Source organism: Bacillus sp. COPE52, assembly GCF_003355115.1.
Taxonomy (GTDB): Bacteria; Bacillota; Bacilli; order Bacillales; family Bacillaceae_G; genus Bacillus_A; species Bacillus_A toyonensis.
In genome coordinates, this window is sequence record NZ_CP031292.1 from 2,301,597 (window position 1) to 2,323,800 (window position 22,204).

Genomic DNA, 22,204 nt, shown 5'->3' on the forward strand with positions numbered 1-22,204 from the left:
TACTAATTTGTTATTTTGAGATTATGTGGACTAAAGCAGAGGAGGAGGAGAATTGATTTTAGAAAAGGCGAATATGGCTAAAATTAAAATATTACTAAATATACGTAACTAATGAATGTAATGTCTTTTTCAGTTATTATGTTGTAAATAATTTTATGATAAAATCTTTTACATAATGAAATAAAGGGGTAGTATTCTATGGGTTATTTCTCAAATGGTTTATTAGTTTTGTTTGTTCTTATCGTCTGTAGCTGTATGATTTTTGGTTGATAATATAATAATAGATTTTTATAAAAGAAGTTAACTGAGGTGAGGTTAACTTCTTTTTATTTTATGTTGAGTAGGAATTTTATTATTTTTATGGAAGTTTATTTAAATTAATTTCATATTAATAAGGGGAATTTTATAAAATACAAACAAACGAAGGAATAAGGAGTATTTACATGAATAATGGAATAAATTACACAATTAAACACCCAACAGATTTCAATGGATTATTAAGCTTATATGAATCTTTAGAATGGAATTCTCTTAATTTAACGCTGAATGAATTGGAACAAATGTGTAAACAAAGTTGGTATGTAATTTATGCTTTTGATGATAAAGAGTTAGTTGGGATGGGGCGTATTATATCAGATGGTGTAATAACAGGCGTTATTTGCGGTGTATGTGTATTGCCAAAATATCAGTCCATTGGCATTGGAAAAGAAATAGTGGAACGATTAATCCAGCACTGTGAACAAAACAAAGTTATTCCCCAACTTATGTGTGTGGAAAAATTGCAATCTTACTATGAATCTATAGGGTTTGAGGTATTCTCTGTTGGGATGACAAAACATCTTAAAAGATAGCGGCGCTTTATATTTTCAGTTTACTCGTACATATTTTCAAACTTCAGTATAAAGGAGAATTGCTGTATGGAGATTGCTAAAGGAGTAGAAATGTTACAACTTGAATTTCAAGGATTTATTATTCACCCAATTCTTTTATGGGATGATGAAATGGCAGTATTAATAGATACTGGCTTCCCTGGACAAATTGAAGATATACAAGTAGAGATGGAGAGAGTTGGCGTATCGTTTGATAAATTAAAAGCCGTGATTTTAACGCATCAGGATATAGATCATATAGGTAGTCTTCCAAAGTTGTTGCAGAATTACGGAAGTAATATTAAAGTTTATGCGCACGAGCTAGATAAGCCATATATTGAAGGAGATTTACCTTTATTGAAAGGTGGAAATGTGGAGAATCCACCAAAAGGAAAAGTGAGTGATACTGTGATTGATGGACAAGAACTTCCGTATTGCGGTGGCATACTAATTCTCCATACGCCAGGACACACGCCGGGTCATATTAGTTTATATTTGAAACAAAGTAAAACTCTTATCGCTGGGGATTCAATGTATAGTGTAAATGGAATGTTAGGAGGAATTCATGCTCCAACTACTTTGGATGTTCAGGAAGCACAACAGTCTTTGAAGAAGTATTTAAATCTAGATATTGAATCCGTAGTTTGTTACCATGGGGGATTAAGTAAAGGGAATATAAATGCACAAATTCAAAATTTGTAAATAAAAATTTTGAATTTGTGCTAAAGAATAATCTAATTGTAAGTATATAAATAAAACACGTAATTGATAAAAGAGCATGTTTGAGAAAAATTCAAATATGCTCTTTTATTAAAGGGAATTTATTTAATACGAATGACCTAACCCGTTCCAATAAAAAGAAACGATTTCTTGTGCTAACTCATCTATATTTGCAAGAATAGGATTGTGATTTTCATCCTTAAAATTCCCAATTGATAATAAAGATACGAAAGCATGGGCAGCAAATTTAGGATTGCCTTTACTTATTTCTCCAAGTTGCATCGCGTTATGAAGTGCTTTTTCCAACACTTCATACATGTTATCTTCGGCATTTTTTAATTCTTTCAACTGCTCTTCAGATAAAGAGTGTTTTGCATCTTTCATAAAGTTCTTCATGTCAATATCCATCGTTGCGTGTAAGTATACTGTAGCGAAGTCTAACAACCTTTCTTCCAAAGTTTTATTCGTGGAAAGTATTTGATCCATATTCTCTCTTATACGTATCATCATTTGAATCATAGTAGCGGTAAATAAATCAGCTTTTGTAGAATAGTAATAGTAGACGGTTGCTTTCGTAACACCGCATTCTTTCGCGACCTCATCCATGGAAACGACTTGATAATTTTGAGTAAGAAATAATCGAGTTGCAACTTCTAAAATTATTTCTTTTGTAGATTTTGTATTTTTATTTTGACGAGGTCTTCCGAGAGGACGTTGTTTTTGTTCCAAATACATTCGCTCCTGACATTTATTATTGAGATAATTATAACATAATTTTTAATCTTTCTTGATTAATTAACTGACCAGTATATATAATTAATATTGGAGGAAAAAAGGAAGGTGGGTTTTTATGAAAAAGCACCCGTTACATATGTTAGGGAGGATTGTAGCAGGGAAGAATACGCAATGGATAACTTTATCAGTTTGGATTCTTATTACATTAGTACTTTCATTTACGTTGCCACAAGTAAATAGTACGAAAGAACCAAATCCGAAAAATTTACCTGAAACAGCTATGTCACAGCAAGCGGAAGAACTTATGAAAAAAGAGTTTCCTAATAATGCAGGAAATCCGTTGTTAGTAGTATGGCATAGAGATGGTGGATTACAGTCAAAAGACTATAAACTCATACAGGACGTTTATAGAGAGTTAAAAGCTAGCCCTTTAAAAGAACTATCAACGTTACCACCATTTGATACAATTCCAGAGCAAGTATTATCAAAAAGTGCATCAAAAGATGGTACATCATTTGTCACACCGATATTCTTTAATAAATCAGCTGGTACGGATATATTAAAAGGAAATCTTGAAGATGTAAGAATACTAGTGAATAGTAAGGTGGATGTTGATCCATTTAAACAAAAAATAACGGACTCTGGTTTACATGTTCGATTATCTGGCCCTGTAGGTATTCAAACAGATGCTGTTAGTTTATTTAGTCAAGCTGATGTGAAATTATTAGTCGCTACTGTACTATTAGTATTGGTCTTATTAATTTTACTTTACCGTTCACCAATTTTAGCAATTTTACCTTTACTTGTTGTTGGCTTTGCATACGGTATTATTAGTCCTACACTTGGTTTTTTAGCTGATCATGGGTGGATTAAAGTAGATGCCCAAGCGATATCAATCATGACCGTATTATTGTTTGGCGCGGGTACAGACTATTGTCTATTTTTAATTTCAAGATATAGAGAGTACTTGTTAGAAGAAGAAAGTAAATATAAAGCGCTGCAACTTGCGATTAAAGCATCTGGCGGGGCAATTATAATGAGTGCATTAACTGTCGTACTTGGATTAGGAACATTATTACTTGCTCATTACGGCGCCTTTCATCGATTTGCAGTACCATTCAGTGTTGCTGTATTCATAATGGGGGTTGCTGCTTTAACAATTCTTCCTGCATTTTTATTAATTTTCGGCAGAGCTGCATTCTTTCCGTTTATACCAAGAACAATTGCGATGAATGAGGAATTTGCAAGAAAGAAACAGAAAGTAATAAAAGTTAAAAAATCAAAAGGCTCTTTTAGTAATAAAATTGGAGATATTGTAGTACGAAGACCGTGGACAATAATTATGCTAACTGTGTTTGTATTAGGTGGATTAGCTTCATTCGTACCACGTATTCAATACACATATGACCTTTTAGAATCGTTTCCGAAGGATATGCCTTCACGTGAAGGGTTTACGTTAATTAGTGATCATTTTTCAGCTGGGGAACTAGCGCCAGTAAAAGTTGTTGTTAATACGAAAGGAAAAGAGCTTCCAATTAAGCAAGAGATTGAGAAATTTTCTTTTGTAAATACAGTGAAAGAGCCAAAAGAGGGAAAAGAAAATAAACAAATACAAATGTATGAAATTTCTTTAGCGGAAAATCCGTACTCTATTGAAGCACTAGATCAAATCCCTAAATTGAAAAATAGTGTAGAAAAAGTATTAAAAGATGCGGGGATTAATGATGTTGAAGATCAATTGTGGATTGGTGGAGAAACAGCGTCACTATATGACACAAAACAAATTACGGAACGTGATGAAGCAGTTATTATTCCAGTAATGATTAGTATTATAGCTTTACTATTACTTGTCTACTTACGATCAATTGTAGCGATGATTTATTTAATAGTAACAGTTGTTTTATCATTCTTCTCTGCATTAGGAGCAGGATGGATATTACTTCACTTTGGTATGGGAGCGCCGGCAATACAAGGGGCGATACCGCTATACGCATTCGTATTTTTAGTTGCTTTAGGTGAAGATTATAATATCTTTATGGTTTCAGAAATATGGAAGAACAGAAAGACTCAAAATCACTTGGATGCAGTAAAAAATGGTGTTATACAAACAGGAAGTGTCATTACATCCGCAGGTTTAATTTTAGCAGGAACTTTTGCGGTGTTAGGTACGTTACCAATTCAAGTTTTAGTTCAATTTGGTATTGTGACCGCAATTGGAGTTTTACTTGATACGTTTATCGTAAGACCGTTACTTGTACCGGCAATTACAGTTGTGTTAGGCCGATTTGCTTTTTGGCCAGGTAAACTTTCAAGAAAGAGTGAAGAAATACAAAAGGTGGATGCATAGTTAAAAAAGCCAAGGATATTTTCCTTGGCTTTTTTCAATGTAGTTCATTAATTTTTTGAAGTCAAATCATCAGCTGCAGCGTGATCAGCATCTTCAATTGTTGTTTCGGGCATTCCGTATAAGCCGTTCATTGCTTGTTCTTCGCTAGTTAGATTTGCAGTATTATTATTGTGAATAGATGTAGTGTTTTCGATAACATTTAATTTTTTATTTTCATTTTTATCATGCATGTTTGAATCCTCCAAACGTCATTTAATTTATCCCGCATTAACGGGCAGTAAGACCTCCACCTCAAAATTCGGCAAAAACAAAGAAGGTTAGGTGGGGGATCAACTGCCCCCCACTGATTAAAGTTTCACATTATTAATAGTATGTGAATGGATTGCAAGAAATATGTGAATGGATTTTTGTAAATGTTATATAATTAAATAAAAACGTGAGTATAAATGTAAACTATAAGGAGTGAACAAGTGTGGTGAAAACAAGGAAATTAGCCTTCTAAAATAAAAATGAAAATTTAGGAGGCTAATGAAATGAAGTTTCATTTAATTGACAGAGAAAATTGGAATAGAGAGCAGTATTTTGAACATTATTTAAAATTAAAGTGTTCGTTTAGTATGACAGCGAATGTTGATATTACGATGATGCTAGAGAAAATACATCAAAAGGAAATAAAATTTTATCCGACTTTTATTTATATAATTTCTAGAATGATAAATAAACATAAAGAATTTCGGACATGTTTTAATGATGAAGGAGTTTTAGGGTATTGGGAGGAAATGATACCTAGTTATACAATCTTTCATAAAGGTGATAAATCTTTTTCAAGTATATGGACGGATTATTCTAGTGATTTCCACATTTTCTATAAAAACTATGAAGAGGATATGAAATGTTTTGCTAATGTTCATGGTCTCTTCCCGAAAGAAAATATTCCGCCAAATGTTTATCCGATTTCTGGGATACCTTGGACTAGTTTTACAGGATTTAATTTAAATATTAATAATGATGGTGATTTTCTATTACCAATTATAACTTGCGGAAAATATTTCAATGATGGAAGCAAGGTAATGCTACCTTTCTCATTGCAAGTACATCATGCGGTTTGTGATGGATATCATGCGAGTCGTTTTATAGAGGATTTACAGGAACTAGTTAATACATGTAACGAGTGGCTTTAAGTAATATCAAATTTTTAATTATATAAAATTGAAAATGAATAGGCGTAAAATAAAAAGAAGAGAACATGTGTATATTACATGTTCTCTTCCTTTTATTCATTCATACTAAGTAACAGTGGAAAATATAGGTTGATTTGTAGTTTAATAGTAGAGAGAGTGATTGATTTTAATTTTCTTTATTTTATAACTATATAGATTACAAAAGTTATGAGATTGTAACGATGAAGGGGAACATAAAAATGACAATAATATTTATAGAAAAAGCTACAATTTTAGATGCTGAAAAGTTAACAGAAATAATGAAAAGAACATTTGACGAAGAAGCGAAGCGGTGGTTATGCGGCCAAGATGATGTAATTGATTATAACATTCAACCGCCAGGATATTCTTCAGTTGAAATGATGAGATATTCAATTGAAGAATTGGATTCTTACAAAGTGATAATGGATGAAAAAATAATCGGGGGAATTATAGTTACGATCTCTGGTAAATCGTACGGAAGAATCGATCGTATTTTTGTAGAGCCTTTTCTTCAAGGAAAAGGAATTGGATCAAGGATTATTAAGTTAATAGAAGAAAAATTTCCGAACATAAGGATTTGGGATCTTGAAACATCTAGTAGACAAGTTAATAATCATCATTTTTATAAAAAAATGGGCTATGAAATCATTTTTAAATCTGAAGATGAGTATTGCTATGTAAAAAGAAAAAATGTAGGTGCAGGTGAAGAGAACTTAATTAAAAATAAAGATATGAAAAATGGTCAATACGAAAACTGTAATTTGGTTCATACAGAATATTATCAAGTAAATTTAAAAAATAGTGCATTTGTTGGTAGTAATATAATGCATTTGAATATGAGTAATTGTAATGTAAGTCAATCAAAGTTTAGGAATATAAACTTTAGAAGCTCTTCATATGCAGATTTAAATCTTTCTAGTAGTACATTTAATTTGGTGACATTAGGTGGAGTGCAATTCAAAAATACAAGTCTTGGAGATGAGAAGGAACCTCTTTCATTTGAAAACTGTGATTTGGAGGGTAGTACAATACATAATAGTAACCTGAAAAATATTGAAATAGTAAATTGTGATGTAACTGGTATGAAGATAAACGGTATTCCAATAGAGAATTTGCTTGAGTTATATAATAAGATGAAAATATAAAGCATATCGGGGTTGTTAGGATAAGAAGTTTGGAAACTAAGTGTTATACCGAAATAATTATGTAGAAATAACATAAAGAAATACAAGTGAGGAAGGATTTAATATAGGTTTCTAGAATGATAAATATATTGTTATTTATATGAAGGGGGGAGGAATATGGGAATCAACATACGAGCAGTAGAAATACAAGATGCTACAGCAATTCATCGTATATGTATACAGGATGAGGTTTTGCCTTATATGGTTTTCTTACCTAGCATGCGTGTAGACGCTATGGAAAATAGAATTCGAAACTTAGCGCCAAATCAATTTGAATTTGTTGCAGAGTATGACGGGGAAGTAGTAGGGTTTATTGGCTTAACACAAAGTCCGGGACGAAGATCTCATTCAGGCGATTTATTTATTGGGGTAGACAGTGAATATCATAATAAAGGTATTGGCAAAGCACTTCTTACAAAAATGCTTGATTTAGCTGATAATTGGTTAATGTTAGAGAGAGTAGAACTTGGTGTATTAGAAACGAATCCGAAAGCAAAAGATTTATATGAAAAATTTGGGTTTGTAGTAGAAGGGGTAAAGGTAGGGAATTTAAAGGCTCACGGAAAGTTTATAAATGAAATTATGATGAGTCGTTTTAGACCTGATGGTTTAATTGTACATAATTAATATGTAAAAGCATGACAAATCAATGTCATGCTTTTTTAATTGTCATTTGCGATTCGCTAGTTTCGGTTGTAATAAAAATAATGTTAATCCAATGAAAATAATTGAAATTCCTAGTGCTTGTTGTAAAGTAATGGTTTCACTCAAAATAAAATATGCTAGAACACAAGTACCAATTGTTTCACCTAAAATACTCATTGAAATAACAGTAGCGCTCATCCATTTTAATAACCAATTGAATATCGTTTGTCCTAAAATCGTTGCAATGAAAGCTAGTCCAATAAAGGACAACCAAGTTTGTGTAGCGTAATGAATGAAAGATTGTTGCTGCATATAAGCAAATATACCGAGAAAGCATGCGCTACTTCCATAACTAATTACCGAATATGGTATAAGAGATAAATCTTTACGAATGTGTTGACTAATGAAAAAGTAAGCTGTAATAATGCCGGCCGCCATAAATGCTAAAATATCTCCGTATAAAGCGTCGCCACTAATTTGGAAATCTTGCCAACCGATGACGATACTTCCTGAAATGGCAATGAAGCAACCGATAACCGCTCCTTTCGTAAATCTCTCTTTAAATAAAAAGTAACCACCAATCATTGAAAATAAAGGTTGTAACGTTACGATAACTGTAGAACTTGCTACGGAAGTATATTGTAAGGATCCAAACCATAGTACATAATGTGCAGCTAAAAATAGCCCGGATAGAAATCCAAATCCCCATTGTTTTTTCGATAATGTTTTTAGTTCGTTTCGATTCCTTTTATTAAATAGTAATAACGGTAACAGAATTACTGTAGCAAATAATAATCGATAAAAAGCAATAATTGCCGCAGGAGCATCTGCCATTTTCACAAAAATTGCTGAAGTTGATAAGGCGAATACACCGAAAAATAAGATGAAATATGAAAAAATAGGTGATTTCAAAGTCTGTCCCTCCGATAGAATGTTTATTATAATATACTTAATGCGATATAATGTACAAAGGTAAGTATATAAGTCTCGGGGACGATAGAAAAGGATTATTTGCCCTTGTTTAGTAAGTCAGCACAAAGGGAATGAATCATACATTATGATGGACGAAAGGGAGTAGTTATTTTGATTCACTATCGACTTGGACAAACTGTTTTAAGTTATCGTAAGAAAAATAATATGACAATTCGTGAGTTTGCTGAGTATGCAGGGATTAGTACGTCACTGATTAGCCAAATTGAAAGAGGACATGCTAATCCTTCTTTAAATGTATTGGAATTAATTGCGAAAGCATTAAATGTGCCGCTATTTACACTTTTTATTAATGATATTGATACAGACTCACTCATTTCTAAGAAAAAAGATCGAAAAAAAGTATATCGGGAAAATAATGATCACATTGTATATGATGTATTAACACCTGATTTTATGAAAGCACGTATTGAAATGTTAATGATGGATTTAAATAAAAAAGCAAACACAACGGAAAGTCACTATTCACATGAAGATAAGGAAGAGATTGCGGTTGTCATGAAAGGAGAAGTGTATGTGGAATTAGAAGGAAAAGAATATTTTTTAGAAGAAGGTGATGTTGTACGTATCCCACCAAACGTGAAGCATCGATTTTTGAATAAAAGTGATGAATCGAATCACATTTTATTTGTATTAACGCCATCTTTAGGATGAATATAAAGTGAGTTTTATTATGGGGGATAGAAAATGGAAAATAAAAGTGTGTTAAAAGGCGGCCTTTCAATTATTTCTCAATGCAAAAAACAAACAAAGGATATTTGGCATGCACATTACGGGGCAGCTGCAATTGCTAGTTATTTTTTCATGAAGGATAATAATATTGAAGAAGAGATAGCTCGTAATATGCATTCTCATACAAAAATGATGCTGAACAAGAAAAACTTAGATGAAATCATCGATAGTAAAGAAGAAATTGATTTTCAAATTGCTGAAAAAAAGATAATAAAATCATTGGAATATACAATTGATGAACTTCATTGGGTGGGGCATAACGTCATTTATGCGGCATTAAGTTTATTAGCTATGAAAGAGCTACAAAAATGGGGAAATAATCAAGCGATAGAAGGGATAACAGATCTTATATTATCATTTCAAAAAACAATTCCTGGTAGATCGTGGATTGGTTTTACGACGAAAGAAGTTAAACAATTAAGTATATATGACGAGATACAAAGTGAATTAAGAAATCCAAAACAATTATCTAAGTTTATTTTAAATGAACTATCGGAGTTTAAGGTTATTTATAGAGCAGAATCACATCATGATTTAATTGGCCATATGCTTACTTTTTCCCACGCAATTAATATAATGTATGATTTAGGACATAAAGATGTATTTCAACGAGGGATACGTCCGCTTTTAAAACTAGTATACGTACTGCGTGCTAGTAAAAAACTTATGCTGAATACTGAAATAAATCTACATTCTCCTATAGATCATTTGCCTTTAATTGAATCTAAACGTGCTCACGTATTACCAACTGAAAATCAATTTTGGCTAAAGGACTATAGTGAATTTGATTGGGATTTTGGACATGTTTTCAAATTCTCATATAGTTATTTTGATCATATAAAGAGAGCTCCGGAATATAAAGGTATAACCTTAGAACAATTCCGGTATGTTATTCATTCGTAATGAATTTTAATAATCTGTAAAAAGGGAGGATATAAGTTTCTTTTTTTGTTAGTAGTATATTGTTTTTTCAAATATGTAAGATTTTACATGCGTATTTTACTTTTACTAATTATGTAAGTAGGCTATACTAAATAACATACATTTTATGTTTGGAGAGAAGTAAATCGACATGGAACTAGTAAAATTGGAAAAGGTAATTGAAATAAAAAAAGAAGAACTTTTATATTTAGTATCGGATTATGGAATTCAACATGAAAAAGTACTGGCATTAAGTCAAGAAATAGACAAACTGATCAATTACTTTATGTTTTTAAAATAGAGAGAACTATGACGTGATTTGTAAATGTTATAGTTCTTTTTTATATATATTCATTTACAATGATGGTTATGTACGGATTAAATGTATATAAATGTATTCGTATATAGTGTCAAATTTTTTACAGAATGCGCAAGCCGCTAGTCGAATGTAAGGAGTATTGGGTATAATAATAAAAGAATGATTAATTGTATCGGTTAGGAGCGCAGCACATATGAAAACAGTTGTTGTTATCGGTGGAGGTATAACGGGACTTTCTACTATGTTTTATTTAGAAAAATTAAAAAAGGATTATAATATCGATTTACATTTAATCCTTGTCGAGAAAGAAGAGTCTTTAGGTGGTAAAATCCATAGTGTTGAAGAACAGGATTTTATTATGGAATCAGGAGCGGATTCTATCGTTGCTCGCAATGAACATGTTATGCCGCTTGTAAAAGATTTAAACTTAGAAGAAGAAATGGTATATAACGAAACGGGTATTTCATACATATATTCTGATAATATTTTACACCCCATTCCTTCTGACAGTATATTTGGTATTCCGATGAGTGTCGAGTCGTTGTTTAGCAGTACGCTAGTCTCAACGAAAGGGAAAATTGTTGCTTTAAAAGATTTTATAACGAAAAATAAAGAGTTTACGAAAGATACATCACTTGCTCTATTTTTAGAAAGCTTTTTAGGAAAAGAGTTAGTGGAAAGACAAATTGCGCCGGTACTTTCAGGCGTGTATTCTGGTAAATTGAATGAGCTTACAATGGCATCAACATTACCGTATTTACTTGATTATAAAAATAAATATGGAAGTATTATGAAAGGATTTGAAGAGAATAAAAAGCAATTTCAATCAGCAGGAAATAAAAAGTTTGTATCATTTAAAGGTGGACTATCTACGATAATTAATCGCTTAGAAGACAAGTTAACTGAAACTGTCATAAAAAAAGGTGCTGTAACGACGGCTGTAAGTAAACGAGGAGATCAATATGAGATTTCTATTGCAAATCAGGAATCAATCCAAGCTGATTATGTTGTTTTAGCAGCTCCGCATGATATAGCACAAACTTTATTACAATCTAATGAGTTAAACGAGCATTTTAATAAATTTAAAAATTCATCACTTATTAGTATTTATTTAGGTTTTGACATTCCAGATGAACAACTACCGGCGGACGGTACAGGGTTTATCGTAACAGAAAACAGTGATTTATATTGTGATGCTTGTACATGGACAAGCCGGAAGTGGAAACATACATCGGGTACACAAAAGCTTTTAGTAAGAATGTTTTATAAGAGTACCAATCCGATATATGAAACGATCAAAAATTATAGTGAAGAAGAATTAGTACGAGTCGCTTTATATGATATTGAAAAGAGTCTTGGAATTAAAGGTGAACCAGAAGTAGTTGAAGTTACAAATTGGAAAGATTTAATGCCGAAATATCATTTAGAACATAATCAAGCGGTTCAAGCATTAAATGAAAAATTGACTTCTCTATATCCTAATGTATATTTAGCTGGCGCTTCATATTACGGTGTTGGAATTGGTGCATGTATTGGAAACGGGAAGAATACGGCCAAAGAAATAATGACTACATTAAGTGAAGAGTTAAAATAATAATATAGAATACATATGTAAAAACTGTCCATTCAGTCTACTGGAGGGACAGTTTTTTTATTTATTTCACTTGAATGGAAACTTTTTTAGTTCTTCCATTATTCTCTTTTATTGTTAATGTAATATTTCCAGACTCTTTAAATGAGTATGGTGAGAGTTGATAAATTTCTTTTATGTTGTGTTTTTCTTTTAGTTTATTTGTGGATATTGATACTATACTTGCCCTCCAAAATTCTTGTTTGCCTGAAGGATAATCTATGAATATTTCTGGATTTTTAAACTGTAATGTTTCCCAAGAGGCGAAATACAGTTCAACTTCTACATCTTTTTTCGGTAAGTTCGCTGAGAAATAACCGAACTCGCCCACATTACCGAAAACGGTGTAGTTTTGGTTATGTAATTTAATATCTAAATAACTAGGTTGATATGTTGCTGCGTGATAGATTCCATATGAAAGAGAGAGTGTGGCAGCGATTAATATACCAATTGAAAATGTCTTAAAGCTATTTCCTTTAAAGTTAGTCATCATGAATGAGTTTGGTGTGAATTTTTTTGCGAATAAAAAAATAAGCAAAATGAGTAAGAGGGCTAAGCTGATGAATATATACATAGAATTTTTACACCTCCATAATAGAATGGAATATTTTCTATATTTTAACATTAATGTATGAATTAGTCTGTTGTTTTAGAATGGAAATTATTCTTATAATGAGCGAACGGATGTATCTGGAGGGATATTGGTATTATGTAAAGCGAAATAAGCAAAATATAAATTACATTATATGACCAAGGCGGTAATCAACAAGTAAGAAGGTATACTCTTACTTGTTATAGAATAAAAAGGAAAAGAGTCATTAGAAATATTTGATTAGTGGGATATTGAGGACTTGCCTAATTATGAATATTTTTTCTGCTATAATAAATTAGTAGAGAGAAAGGAGTGATCCTGTGGTATTTCCTATATTAGAAACAGAGCGCTTGCGTTTAGTTGAAATAGAACAATCTTATTGTCAAAAAATATATGAAATCTTTTCATTGGATGAAGTTACATGTTATTACGGTATGAATTCTTTTACGGAATTTGGCCAAGCTTCACGTATGATTGAATCTTTTTCGAAAAATTACTTTGAGAAAAAGGCAATACGATGGGGGATTGTGTTAAAAGAAACAAACACTTTAATTGGGACAATTGGGTTGAATAATTTACAATTATGGAGTAAACGATCTGAAATAGGGTATGATTTGCATCCGCGTTATTGGGGGCAGGGATATGCTTCGGAAGCAGCCGGGGAAATCATTCATTATGGATTTCAAGATTTAGGTTTATATAGAATTGGAGCTATTACATATCCTGAAAACGTTACTTCTTGTAAAATGCTATCTAAAATAGGTTTTCAAAAGGAAGGTTTGTTACGCGGCTATATTCATCAAGGAAATAAACAACACGATGCATTGTTATATTCTATAGTGCGAACAGATGTAGAGGAATTAAATATTTAATAAAAAACCCCTCTTATTAAAAGAGGGGTTAAGTAAAATTAACCTAACTTAGGTAATAAACGTTCTCCGCTTTTCATGCTACTTTTACATAAAGGGCATTTAGGTTCTTCTTCAAATGAAAAGTTCTTTCTCATCCATCCTAAACAATCCTCTGATTCACATTCCCAAACAGGCGTTTGTTCTGGTGGTACTTCTGCTACATCGTTCTTTCGATTGCGATACATGTAACCACTCCTTTTATGTAAAAAATTTTAGTTATATATTAAAAAGGTTGTTAACCGAGCTGGTAACAACCTTTTTATTGTTTGAATTATAGCTTTACAACGTTTTTAGCTTGAGGTCCACGGTTACCGTCTTCAACTTCGAAGCTAACTTCTTGACCTTCGTCAAGAGACTTGAAGCCGTCGCCAGTGATAGCTGAGAAGTGAACGAATACGTCGTTACCGTCTGCAACTTCGATGAAACCGAAACCTTTTTCGCTGTTAAACCATTTTACTTTACCTGTTAATGTCATGGTAATGCCTCCTAAAATTTAAAAAGATTACAATATGATCGGCCTTATTTGAATGAAAATAAAAGTTCACATATTATCAAAAACCCATAAGGAGTACGAAATGGTCCTGATTGATACTTGATAATATGCAAAGAAAATATATTGTTAAATTGACCTTAATTACTATCTTACAACAAATGGTGTGAAATAGCAAGTGCTGGTAATACCAGTGAGTAATTTGGGCGATAATGGTAAAACGCACAAAGACATCTCTTTTATTTATATATTATTCCTAATCTGAATGTATTCCAAACAGAAATCATTTATATAAAAAAGTATGTTTAAAGGAAACGGTATATTTTTTAAGAATAAAGATGATTACAATAATTAGGAGGATGAATATTGCAAAATAAACAATTTAAAATAATCGAAGCAGCAAAAGAAGGAAGAAGGAAAGTACACCCTGTCTTTGCTGTTATACTTGCAATTGTATTTTTAACTTTAGGTGAATTGTTTATGTTATTTATGCTGTTTTTACCGAAAACAGAAACAACTTTTATGAAGGCAATTTATAGCAATATTGAGATGATATTAACGTTTGGCGGGGCTATATTTTTTGTGTTTTTATGGATTAAATTTGTAGAGAAAAGGTCGTTTTCATCTATTGGTTTTTGGAATGAGCAATGGATGAGAAAGTATTTGAGAGGGGCACTAATAGGGTTTATTTTCATTTCGATACCAGTAATTTTACTCATATTAACAGGAAATGTAAAACTACAAATGCAAGAAATTACGATGACAGTTATATTTGGTATTGTAGGATCTTTAGTCGCATTTTTAATACAAGGGGCCACTGAAGAAATTGTTGTAAGAGGTTGGTTATTCCCAGTTCTTTCTGTTAGAAGCCGTATATGGATTGGAATTGTTGTGACGTCCTTTTTATTTGGTTTTCTTCATTTGCTTAATCCAGGAATTACAATTCTTTCAATATCGAATATAATATTAGTTGGCGTATTTGCAGCTTTTTACGTTTTAAAGGACAGTAGTCTTTGGGGGATTTGTGCATGGCATTCCATTTGGAATTGGGCACAATATAACGTTTATGGCTTTGCCGTTAGTGGAATGACGATATATTCAACACCACTATTTAAACCTGTAAAAAATGGCAATGAAGTCCTTCATGGAGGCTCATTTGGGATTGAAGGTAGTATTATTACAACAATAATGCTTTCTATCGCTTCAATTGTTTTATGGAGACAGTTATGGGGGAGAAGAGCGAAACAACGAGATTTTAGTTAATGAAAGTGGGAGAAACTATGGGGATTATAGCGTTTGAGGGAGCGAGTGCTGTTGGGAAAAGTACAACATGCCGTGAACTAGAAAACAATTGATGAAGAACTTAGAAAACGAAAAGAATTTGATGAGACGAGAAGCAGAAGAAACTTTGAAAAACATTTACATATATCAAAATCGTTGCAGTGTTATTATGAAAATTTAAATACCGTCACAGACGGGTACTGTAAATTGATTGAAGCAAAAAGTATAAAGTCGAATGAATTAGAAATTGTGAAAAGTTTAAACAGCTTAAACGTATGTGAAGATAGACGTTTTGATGTTTCGAGGTTAGATGCTATTACGGAGTGGTTAAAAGAAAATCGTGCATAAAGTAAAAACAACGAGTGTTGTAGAAGGCGCTCGTTGTTTTTTGTTTCCATATAAATATAAAGGGAAATTTTGTAGAATATTTTTGGGTTTTGACGGAATAATCTTTCAATTTCACAAAAAAAGAAATACAATATAAGGAAATATATATAAATAATATGGTAGGGGATGGGATGAACTATTTTGAATGAAGGAACTGTTTTATATAAGAAATAATGAGGTAGTAAGAACAGAGATATTTGGGAGGAAATAAGCGAGATGAAAACACTATTTAAAATAATCGGTATTATAGCTGGTATGGCAGTAATCGGGGTAGGTTTAACATATGGTATGCTTTATTATTTGAATAATAGTAAACCAGTTGCGAAAAAGTCAACGCCAGCAGCTCCGGCAGTAGAAGTGCTAGCTGATAGTAATGTAAAAGCCGAAGATGCGAAGCTTTTAGAAAATGGCAATCATTCATTACCTAATAGTGGTTTTAATAAAAATTTTAAATGGACAGATGAGAACATACAAACAGCGTTACATGAAATGGCACACCAAAAAACGAAAGCTGAACAAAAATGGGGCTATATTTTTATCACACAAGAACGTATTGAAAGTTTACTTGAAATTATAAATAGTAATGATGTTGCACAAAAAAATACATATGTGGATATTTTAGAACGATGGAAACAAGGGAAATATGAAAAGGTTGATGTGGATCATAATAAAATTTGGAAATTGCAAAGTGGGAATTTAGGAGAAGGAAAAGGAATAATGTCGCAAGCTGAACAAAAAGAATTAATTAATCAAGTGTTTATGCAAAAAGGTACATATTCAGGTAGTAAATTAATTGCAGGTGGGGGACAGGCTAATAAATAATATACGTATCAATGAAAAAGAGTAAGTGCTTTTTAGGCAGTTACTCTTTTTTTGTGCACATTTTTAATAATTTAGCCTCGCTCTAGTAAGGAAAGAAACGACTGTAGTACCGGGGAAATCCATCTAGATTTATGATAGATTACATGACTTTGAATAACGGCTGGAGTTTCGATAGGTTGAAAACGTATTTGTTCCTTTTGACAATTCTCTTGTACAACGATGTAAGGAAGAATTGAAATTCCTAACTCACACATAACAGCTTGTTTAATGACTTCAACATTAGAAGTTTCAAATGTTTTTTCTAGAATATTTCCGCTTTGACGCAAAAAACGATCGACCATTGGCCGATAACCGCAGCTTTGTTCTGTAAAAATAAACTGAGTATCCTGTAATAAACGAAATGGATTTTCCTGTACGGGGGAATGAATAGGTAAAATCCATCCGAATGTTTCATTACAAAAAGTACGTATAATAAAATCGTTATGTGCTATACTTTCACCAATTAAGAAGATAACATCTGTTTCTCCTTCATGTAGCTTTTGCAGTGCATGTTCATTTGTAGTAGTCTCAAGAACGATATTTACTTTCGGATTTTGCTGTTTGTAAGTACGTAATAATTGTGGTAAACGGTACACTGCTAACGATTCGTTAGATGTAATACTTAACGTCCCTTCCAAATAATCATTATTTTGAGGGATTTCTTGTGCTTTTTCATAAATAGCAAGTAATTCTAATGCATAAGGATGAAATTGATGACCTGCTTTTGTAAGAAGTACTTTTTTCCCTAATCGATCGAAAAGAGGGATATGTAAGTCGTTTTCTAATGCTTTTATATGCCCTGTAACAGTAGATTGCGCATAACCTAATGCAAGAGCAGCTTTAGAAAAACCGCCATGCTTAACAATGGCACAAAATGTTTTAACATGTCTCATTTCCATAAGTGACCCCTCTTTTAATATCATGATTTGTGAATGATTATATCATGTATTTCAATTTTTCAAATGATTAAATTTCTTTTAATATTATGTTGTGGGGAAATTCATGTAAGCAGTATTGGAGGAGAAAAAATGAGTAAAAAGAGCTATCATGTAGCTGTTGTTGGAGCTACAGGTGCAGTAGGTCAGAAAATTATTGAACTGTTAGAACAAGAAACAAAGTTTAATATAGCTGAAGTTATATTCCTTTCGTCAAAACGATCTGCTGGTAAGAAAGTAAAATTTAAAGGGCGAGAGATTACAATACAAGAGGCAAAAACAACTAGTTTTGAAAGTGTAGATATTGCCTTTTTCAGTGCTGGAGGAGAAGTGTCTAGACAATTTGTAAATCACGCAGTTTCTAGTGGCGCAATCGTAATTGATAACACAAGTGAGTATCGAATGGTGCACGATGTACCGCTCGTTGTTCCAGAGGTTAATTCACACACTTTAAAGGAGCATAACGGTATTATTGCAGTTCCGAATTGTTCAGCATTACAGATGGTAACAGCTCTTCAGCCAATCCGAAAATCATTCGGTTTAGAACGAATTATCGTTTCCACTTATCAAGCTGTATCAGGTTCTGGAATTCATGCGATTCATGAATTAAAAGAACAAGCTAAGTCGATGCTTACAGGTGAAGAAGTGGAAAGTGCTATATTACCAGTGAAAAAAGATAAAAAGCATTATCCAATTGCGTTTAATGTACTGCCTCAAGTAGATATATTCACTGATAATGATTTCACTTTTGAAGAAGTAAAGATGATTCAAGAGACGAAGAAAATTTTAGAAGACCCAAACCTGAAAATGGCAGCTACTTGTGTACGTGTTCCAGTTGTATCAGGTCATTCAGAATCAGTTTATATAGAACTTGAAAAAGAAACAACTGTTACAGAAATTAAAGAAGTACTGCTCGATGCACCAGGTGTTATTTTACAAGATAACCCTAGTGAACAGCTGTATCCAATGCCATTATATGCAGAAGGGAAAATAGATACGTTTGTCGGAAGAATTAGGAAAGACCCTGATACGCCAAAAGGATTCCATCTTTGGATCGTTTCCGATAATTTGTTAAAAGGTGCGGCTTGGAATTCAGTTCAAATCGCAGAGACGTTGGTGGAAAAGGGAATCATTTAGTATAGAGATACACATGTATTATAAGAACTAGGAAACTATTGATTGTAAAAGTATCCTAGTTCTTATTTTAGTGAGAATTTAAAATAAATTAGTTTTTATAGTGTTTTTATAAATATCCATTAGTTTTGTAAAGAATGTACTGTTATTTTTAGTTGCTCAATAAATTCTCGAGTTGCAGCGCACATATATTTATCTTTTCTATAAATCAGTCCTATATCTATAGTTGGAGTAGGATCTTCTATTTTAATAGCTTGAATGTTTTCGTTTTGCAAAAAGTCTATATACGGTTTGGGTAACACTGTAATTCCCATACCTTTTGAAACCATTTGAATTAAAGATTCCATCGTACTAATTTCTAAAATTGGTTTTGGTTTGAAGCTAAAGTTTTGACAATAGGTCGTAAGTAGTTCTGTTAAATAAAAGTTTTTTGGTAGAAGGATTAAAGGGTAGTTCTGTAATTCTTTAATAGACACGTGATCAAGCTCACTTAAAGGATGACCGATTGGAATAACTAATGTAAGTTCACTTTTATATAGCGGGATAGAAACAATTTCTTTATCTTGTACCGGGAGAAATGTAATACCAATATCTAATTCGTTTTGTAACAATTTTTCGCGAATTTCTCCTGTGCGAAGTCCTAACACAGAAAGCTCAATGTTTGGATAAAGATTATTGAAGTGTAAAAGGGTTGGCGGTAGTAAATAATTTACAACGGTTAATAATGAGCCGATTGTTAAGGATCCGTACTGTAATCCATTTAAGTCCTGGATAGCAGAACGGGCTTGTTCGACTTCATGAAAAATGGTTTTACTATGTGATAATAAAATCTTTCCTGCTTCAGTTAAAGATATCTTTTTACCAATTCGATCGAAAAGTGGCATTCCTACTTCATGTTCTAACGCACGTATTTGTTGACTTAGTGAAGGTTGGGAAATGTTTAATTTTTCGGCTGCCTTTGTGAAATGCAATTCTTTCGAAACAGCTAAAAAGTATTCTAATTGTCGTAATTCGATTGGAATCACCTCAAATTTAATCATAGGATATACCTATCATTATTATATAAATAATTGAATTGAACAATGATTTTGTGCGATTTATAATCACTTTATTAGAAATAGATTGATGATAAAGATTAGATGAGGTGAAGAGGAATTGTTGAAATCGAGCGTATTACCAGGCAGTTATTCACAAGTACTTCAAAAAAGGTATGAGGAGGCAGTACCGACAGGAATATATCATTTAACGCCTTTATATGTAAAAAAAGCTAGCGGAGCGATCATTACAGATGTAGATGGGAATCAGTTTATTGATTTTGCTGGTGGTATTGGAATGCAAAATGTTGGTCATTGTCATCCGAAAGTTGTAAGAGCGGTACAAGAACAAGCAAAGTCATTTATTCATCCTTGTTTTCATGTAACTCCATATGAAAACTATATTGCTTTAGCAGAGAAAATTAATGAAAAAATACCAGGAACAAGTAAGAAAAAAACGATGTTTGCAAATAGTGGTGCGGAAGCGATTGAAAATGCTGTAAAAATCGCACGTAAAGTAACCGGGAGAAGTAAAGTAATTTCGTTTGAACGAGGGTTTCATGGGAGAACATTAATGACGATGTCTTTATCAACGAAAGAAAACCCATATAAAACAGGATTTGGCCCGTTCGTTTCAGACATGCATATATTGTCGTATCCGTACTATTACAGAGCTGCAGAAGGAGTTTCTTCTGAAGAAGTGGATTCTCAAGTCATCTATCAGTTTGAAAAATTTTTAGAGGAAGTATCACCTGAAAAAGTAGCGGCAATCGTAATGGAACCAGTACAAGGAGAAGGGGGATTTATTGTTCCTTCCATTTTATTTGTAAAACGAATCCGGGAAATTTGTGATCAATATGGCATTTTAATGATCATGGATGAAGTGCAAACTGGATTTGGCAGAACTGGAAAATGGTTTGCAACGGAACATTTTAATATAGAACCTGACATTATTGCATTATCAAAATCAATAGCTGGAGGCTTACCATTAAGTGCGATTGTTGGGCGCGCTGAGTTTATGGATGTTCCTGGAAGGGGTCAAATCGGTGGGACCTTTGCTGGAAGTCCGTTATCATGCGCAGCCGGTCTTGCTGTATTTGAAATTATGGAAGAAGAAAATCTAGTTGAAAGAGCTCAACAAATTGGAAATAGAATAATGTCACATTTACATGCAATGCAATTAAAATACGAAGTCATAGGTGACGTTCGTGGAATTGGTGCAATGGTAGCAATGGAACTTGTAACGGATCGCATAACAAAAGAACCAGCAAAAGAACTAACAGTACAATTAATTGATGAATTCTGGAAGAATGGGCTTATAAGTATTGGGGCAGGGATATTTGATAATGTACTACGTTTTTTACCGCCTCTTGTTATTTCAAATGAAGAAATTGATAAAGGTTTTGAAATAATAAATCAATCTTTTAAAAAATTGTGCGGAAAGTGAGAGAGGCAATTATGATGAATAAATTATATGAGGTACTATCACTAAATATAGGATTCCCAAAAGAAGTTATGTATGGAGGAAAATTAATTCATACGGGTATAAATAAAACGAAAACAAAGGAACCTATATATTTATCATTTTTAAAATTTAAAGGTGATGGTCAGGCGGATTTAGTTCATCATGGAGGGGTGGATAAAGCGGTTTGTGTGTATTCCGGGGAACATTATAGTTATTGGGAAGAAACATTGAATCAAGACCTTGAATATGGAGCATTCGGAGAAAATATAACAGTAAGTGGTATGCGTGAAGAGGATGTTTGTATCGGTGATACGTTTGAGATCGGAGAAGCGATAGTACAAGTAACGCAACCAAGGCAACCTTGTTTTAAGTTAGCTAAGAAATACAATATTCCAAAGTTACCACTGTATTTTCAAGAAACAGGATATACAGGATTTTATTTTCGTGTATTAAAAGAAGGGTGGGTGTCGCCAGTTGATACGTTAAAGTTGCTGAAGTCTGATCCAATAAGTATTACAGTAGCGTTTGCTAATCGTATTATGCATAAGGAAAAACAAAATATAGAAGGGATAAAGAGAATTTTAGAAGTACATGCACTTTCTACTAGTTGGAGAAAGACATTTGAAAAGCGACTGAGGGGAGAAGAAATAAATACGAAGGAGAGGCTTGAAGGAATAAAAGAATAAAAAAATATTTTTATAAATAGTGCATTTCTATTAGTAAAAACTAACTAGAAAGCACTGTTTTTATATAATAACCTTATTAATATACAAAAATCTTAATATTGTTTTATTCGACTTTTTTTCTAATTGCGAAAACA

At 32.5% G+C, this 22,204-nt stretch carries 24 protein-coding genes and 1 pseudogene; 17 read left to right on the top strand and 8 right to left on the bottom strand.

What is annotated here, in order from left to right; genetic code table 11:
* Positions 1–443: 443 nt before the first annotated feature.
* Positions 444–851: a GNAT family N-acetyltransferase gene (locus DPQ31_RS11510; protein ID WP_199632002.1), complete on the top strand. Its 408-nt coding sequence runs from the start codon at positions 444–446 to the stop codon at positions 849–851.
* Positions 852–917: 66 nt separating this feature from the next.
* The gene (locus DPQ31_RS11515) at positions 918–1,571 is read left to right on the top strand and encodes an MBL fold metallo-hydrolase (protein WP_016108372.1); all 654 of its coding nucleotides are present in this window, start codon (positions 918–920) and stop codon (positions 1,569–1,571) included.
* A gap of 123 nt (positions 1,572–1,694) precedes the next feature.
* On the opposite strand, the gene DPQ31_RS11520 is transcribed toward DPQ31_RS11515, so the two are convergent.
* Complete coding sequence (locus DPQ31_RS11520; RefSeq protein ID WP_000436003.1) at positions 1,695–2,318, bottom strand: TetR/AcrR family transcriptional regulator; 624 nt, start codon at positions 2,316–2,318, stop codon at positions 1,695–1,697.
* 121 nt (positions 2,319–2,439) lie between these two features.
* Here DPQ31_RS11520 and DPQ31_RS11525 point away from each other — a divergent pair, with 121 nt between their 5' ends.
* Entirely contained in the window at positions 2,440–4,671 is a 2,232-nt protein-coding gene (locus tag DPQ31_RS11525) for an MMPL family transporter (protein WP_208731920.1), read from the top strand.
* A 47-nt stretch (positions 4,672–4,718) separates the two neighbouring features.
* Here the strand turns inward: DPQ31_RS11525 and DPQ31_RS11530 are convergent, their stop codons facing one another.
* The gene (locus tag DPQ31_RS11530) at positions 4,719–4,901 is read right to left on the bottom strand and encodes a DUF4021 domain-containing protein (RefSeq protein WP_016108374.1); all 183 of its coding nucleotides are present in this window, start codon (positions 4,899–4,901) and stop codon (positions 4,719–4,721) included.
* A 303-nt stretch (positions 4,902–5,204) separates the two neighbouring features.
* On the opposite strand from DPQ31_RS11530, the gene catA reads away from it, so the two are divergent.
* The 3 genes from catA (at position 5,205) to DPQ31_RS11545 (ending at position 7,684) form a co-directional block, all read left to right on the top strand.
* Positions 5,205–5,852: a type A chloramphenicol O-acetyltransferase gene (gene catA, locus DPQ31_RS11535; protein WP_097958668.1), complete on the top strand. Its 648-nt coding sequence runs from the start codon at positions 5,205–5,207 to the stop codon at positions 5,850–5,852.
* A gap of 221 nt (positions 5,853–6,073) precedes the next feature.
* On the top strand, positions 6,074–7,018 hold the full coding sequence (locus tag DPQ31_RS11540) for a GNAT family N-acetyltransferase (protein ID WP_106080506.1): 945 nt from the start codon (positions 6,074–6,076) through the stop codon (positions 7,016–7,018).
* Positions 7,019–7,174: 156 nt separating this feature from the next.
* Positions 7,175–7,684 (top strand): GNAT family N-acetyltransferase, encoded by a 510-nt coding sequence (locus DPQ31_RS11545; protein ID WP_208731921.1) that lies wholly within the window; start codon positions 7,175–7,177, stop codon positions 7,682–7,684.
* 42 nt (positions 7,685–7,726) lie between these two features.
* Here DPQ31_RS11545 and DPQ31_RS11550 read toward each other — a convergent pair whose 3' ends face one another.
* On the bottom strand, positions 7,727–8,614 hold the full coding sequence (locus DPQ31_RS11550) for a DMT family transporter (protein ID WP_098712036.1): 888 nt from the start codon (positions 8,612–8,614) through the stop codon (positions 7,727–7,729).
* 171 nt (positions 8,615–8,785) lie between these two features.
* Here DPQ31_RS11550 and DPQ31_RS11555 point away from each other — a divergent pair, with 171 nt between their 5' ends.
* The 4 genes from DPQ31_RS11555 to DPQ31_RS11570 all read left to right on the top strand — a co-directional run bounded on the left by DPQ31_RS11555 (position 8,786) and on the right by DPQ31_RS11570 (position 12,258).
* The gene (locus DPQ31_RS11555) at positions 8,786–9,346 is read left to right on the top strand and encodes a helix-turn-helix domain-containing protein (protein WP_000582249.1); all 561 of its coding nucleotides are present in this window, start codon (positions 8,786–8,788) and stop codon (positions 9,344–9,346) included.
* Positions 9,347–9,379: 33 nt separating this feature from the next.
* Entirely contained in the window at positions 9,380–10,327 is a 948-nt protein-coding gene (locus tag DPQ31_RS11560; RefSeq protein ID WP_000428924.1) for a hypothetical protein, read from the top strand.
* A 169-nt stretch (positions 10,328–10,496) separates the two neighbouring features.
* Positions 10,497–10,646 (top strand): aspartyl-phosphate phosphatase Spo0E family protein, encoded by a 150-nt coding sequence (locus DPQ31_RS11565; RefSeq protein WP_000424361.1) that lies wholly within the window; start codon positions 10,497–10,499, stop codon positions 10,644–10,646.
* Between the two features lie 211 nt (positions 10,647–10,857).
* Positions 10,858–12,258 (top strand): protoporphyrinogen oxidase, encoded by a 1,401-nt coding sequence (locus tag DPQ31_RS11570; protein WP_098911230.1) that lies wholly within the window; start codon positions 10,858–10,860, stop codon positions 12,256–12,258.
* Positions 12,259–12,319: 61 nt separating this feature from the next.
* On the opposite strand, the gene DPQ31_RS11575 is transcribed toward DPQ31_RS11570, so the two are convergent.
* Positions 12,320–12,868, bottom strand: coding sequence for a hypothetical protein (locus tag DPQ31_RS11575; RefSeq protein WP_000275258.1), 549 nt, complete (start codon positions 12,866–12,868; stop codon positions 12,320–12,322).
* 338 nt (positions 12,869–13,206) lie between these two features.
* On the opposite strand from DPQ31_RS11575, the gene DPQ31_RS11580 reads away from it, so the two are divergent.
* Positions 13,207–13,758, top strand: a complete 552-nt coding sequence (locus tag DPQ31_RS11580) for a GNAT family N-acetyltransferase (RefSeq protein ID WP_000231763.1) — start codon at positions 13,207–13,209, stop codon at positions 13,756–13,758.
* Positions 13,759–13,796: 38 nt separating this feature from the next.
* Here the strand turns inward: DPQ31_RS11580 and DPQ31_RS11585 are convergent, their stop codons facing one another.
* Both DPQ31_RS11585 and cspD read right to left on the bottom strand, forming a co-directional pair.
* Positions 13,797–13,982, bottom strand: coding sequence for a cold-shock protein (locus tag DPQ31_RS11585; protein ID WP_000286203.1), 186 nt, complete (start codon positions 13,980–13,982; stop codon positions 13,797–13,799).
* Positions 13,983–14,068: 86 nt separating this feature from the next.
* Positions 14,069–14,272 (bottom strand): cold-shock protein CspD, encoded by a 204-nt coding sequence (cspD, locus tag DPQ31_RS11590; protein ID WP_000176365.1) that lies wholly within the window; start codon positions 14,270–14,272, stop codon positions 14,069–14,071.
* 381 nt (positions 14,273–14,653) lie between these two features.
* On the opposite strand from cspD, the gene DPQ31_RS11595 reads away from it, so the two are divergent.
* The 3 genes and pseudogenes from DPQ31_RS11595 to DPQ31_RS11605 all read left to right on the top strand — a co-directional run bounded on the left by DPQ31_RS11595 (position 14,654) and on the right by DPQ31_RS11605 (position 16,777).
* Positions 14,654–15,550, top strand: coding sequence for a CPBP family intramembrane glutamic endopeptidase (locus tag DPQ31_RS11595; protein ID WP_001180197.1), 897 nt, complete (start codon positions 14,654–14,656; stop codon positions 15,548–15,550).
* An 84-nt stretch (positions 15,551–15,634) separates the two neighbouring features.
* A pseudogene (locus DPQ31_RS11600) lies at positions 15,635–15,916 on the top strand (chloramphenicol acetyltransferase); the annotation flags it as partial.
* Between the two features lie 255 nt (positions 15,917–16,171).
* Positions 16,172–16,777: a PRK06770 family protein gene (locus DPQ31_RS11605; RefSeq protein WP_000853589.1), complete on the top strand. Its 606-nt coding sequence runs from the start codon at positions 16,172–16,174 to the stop codon at positions 16,775–16,777.
* Positions 16,778–16,848: 71 nt separating this feature from the next.
* On the opposite strand, the gene DPQ31_RS11610 is transcribed toward DPQ31_RS11605, so the two are convergent.
* Positions 16,849–17,739, bottom strand: coding sequence for a LysR family transcriptional regulator (locus tag DPQ31_RS11610; protein ID WP_176549982.1), 891 nt, complete (start codon positions 17,737–17,739; stop codon positions 16,849–16,851).
* A 105-nt stretch (positions 17,740–17,844) separates the two neighbouring features.
* On the opposite strand from DPQ31_RS11610, the gene DPQ31_RS11615 reads away from it, so the two are divergent.
* Positions 17,845–18,888, top strand: coding sequence for an aspartate-semialdehyde dehydrogenase (locus DPQ31_RS11615; protein ID WP_098712050.1), 1,044 nt, complete (start codon positions 17,845–17,847; stop codon positions 18,886–18,888).
* 119 nt (positions 18,889–19,007) lie between these two features.
* Here the strand turns inward: DPQ31_RS11615 and DPQ31_RS11620 are convergent, their stop codons facing one another.
* On the bottom strand, positions 19,008–19,910 hold the full coding sequence (locus DPQ31_RS11620; RefSeq protein WP_080119771.1) for a LysR family transcriptional regulator: 903 nt from the start codon (positions 19,908–19,910) through the stop codon (positions 19,008–19,010).
* 130 nt (positions 19,911–20,040) lie between these two features.
* On the opposite strand from DPQ31_RS11620, the gene gabT reads away from it, so the two are divergent.
* Positions 20,041–21,366: a 4-aminobutyrate--2-oxoglutarate transaminase gene (gene gabT, locus DPQ31_RS11625; protein WP_098712051.1), complete on the top strand. Its 1,326-nt coding sequence runs from the start codon at positions 20,041–20,043 to the stop codon at positions 21,364–21,366.
* Positions 21,367–21,377: 11 nt separating this feature from the next.
* Positions 21,378–22,070, top strand: a complete 693-nt coding sequence (locus DPQ31_RS11630; protein ID WP_106081117.1) for an MOSC domain-containing protein — start codon at positions 21,378–21,380, stop codon at positions 22,068–22,070.
* Positions 22,071–22,204 lie beyond the last annotated feature (134 nt).

Coding starts and splice junctions, on each gene's coding strand:
- DPQ31_RS11510 (WP_199632002.1), top strand. CDS start 444: ATGAATAATGGAATAAATTACACAATTAAACACCCAACAGATTTCAAT.
- DPQ31_RS11515 (WP_016108372.1), top strand. CDS start 918: ATGGAGATTGCTAAAGGAGTAGAAATGTTACAACTTGAATTTCAAGGA.
- DPQ31_RS11525 (WP_208731920.1), top strand. CDS start 2,440: ATGAAAAAGCACCCGTTACATATGTTAGGGAGGATTGTAGCAGGGAAG.
- DPQ31_RS11530 (WP_016108374.1), bottom strand. CDS start 4,901: ATGCATGATAAAAATGAAAATAAAAAATTAAATGTTATCGAAAACACT.
- catA (WP_097958668.1), top strand. CDS start 5,205: ATGAAGTTTCATTTAATTGACAGAGAAAATTGGAATAGAGAGCAGTAT.
- DPQ31_RS11540 (WP_106080506.1), top strand. CDS start 6,074: ATGAAGGGGAACATAAAAATGACAATAATATTTATAGAAAAAGCTACA.
- DPQ31_RS11545 (WP_208731921.1), top strand. CDS start 7,175: ATGGGAATCAACATACGAGCAGTAGAAATACAAGATGCTACAGCAATT.
- DPQ31_RS11560 (WP_000428924.1), top strand. CDS start 9,380: ATGGAAAATAAAAGTGTGTTAAAAGGCGGCCTTTCAATTATTTCTCAA.
- DPQ31_RS11565 (WP_000424361.1), top strand. CDS start 10,497: ATGGAACTAGTAAAATTGGAAAAGGTAATTGAAATAAAAAAAGAAGAA.
- DPQ31_RS11570 (WP_098911230.1), top strand. CDS start 10,858: ATGAAAACAGTTGTTGTTATCGGTGGAGGTATAACGGGACTTTCTACT.
- DPQ31_RS11575 (WP_000275258.1), bottom strand. CDS start 12,868: ATGTATATATTCATCAGCTTAGCCCTCTTACTCATTTTGCTTATTTTT.
- DPQ31_RS11585 (WP_000286203.1), bottom strand. CDS start 13,982: ATGTATCGCAATCGAAAGAACGATGTAGCAGAAGTACCACCAGAACAA.
- cspD (WP_000176365.1), bottom strand. CDS start 14,272: ATGACATTAACAGGTAAAGTAAAATGGTTTAACAGCGAAAAAGGTTTC.
- DPQ31_RS11605 (WP_000853589.1), top strand. CDS start 16,172: ATGAAAACACTATTTAAAATAATCGGTATTATAGCTGGTATGGCAGTA.
- DPQ31_RS11610 (WP_176549982.1), bottom strand. CDS start 17,739: ATGATATTAAAAGAGGGGTCACTTATGGAAATGAGACATGTTAAAACA.
- DPQ31_RS11615 (WP_098712050.1), top strand. CDS start 17,845: ATGAGTAAAAAGAGCTATCATGTAGCTGTTGTTGGAGCTACAGGTGCA.
- DPQ31_RS11630 (WP_106081117.1), top strand. CDS start 21,378: ATGATGAATAAATTATATGAGGTACTATCACTAAATATAGGATTCCCA.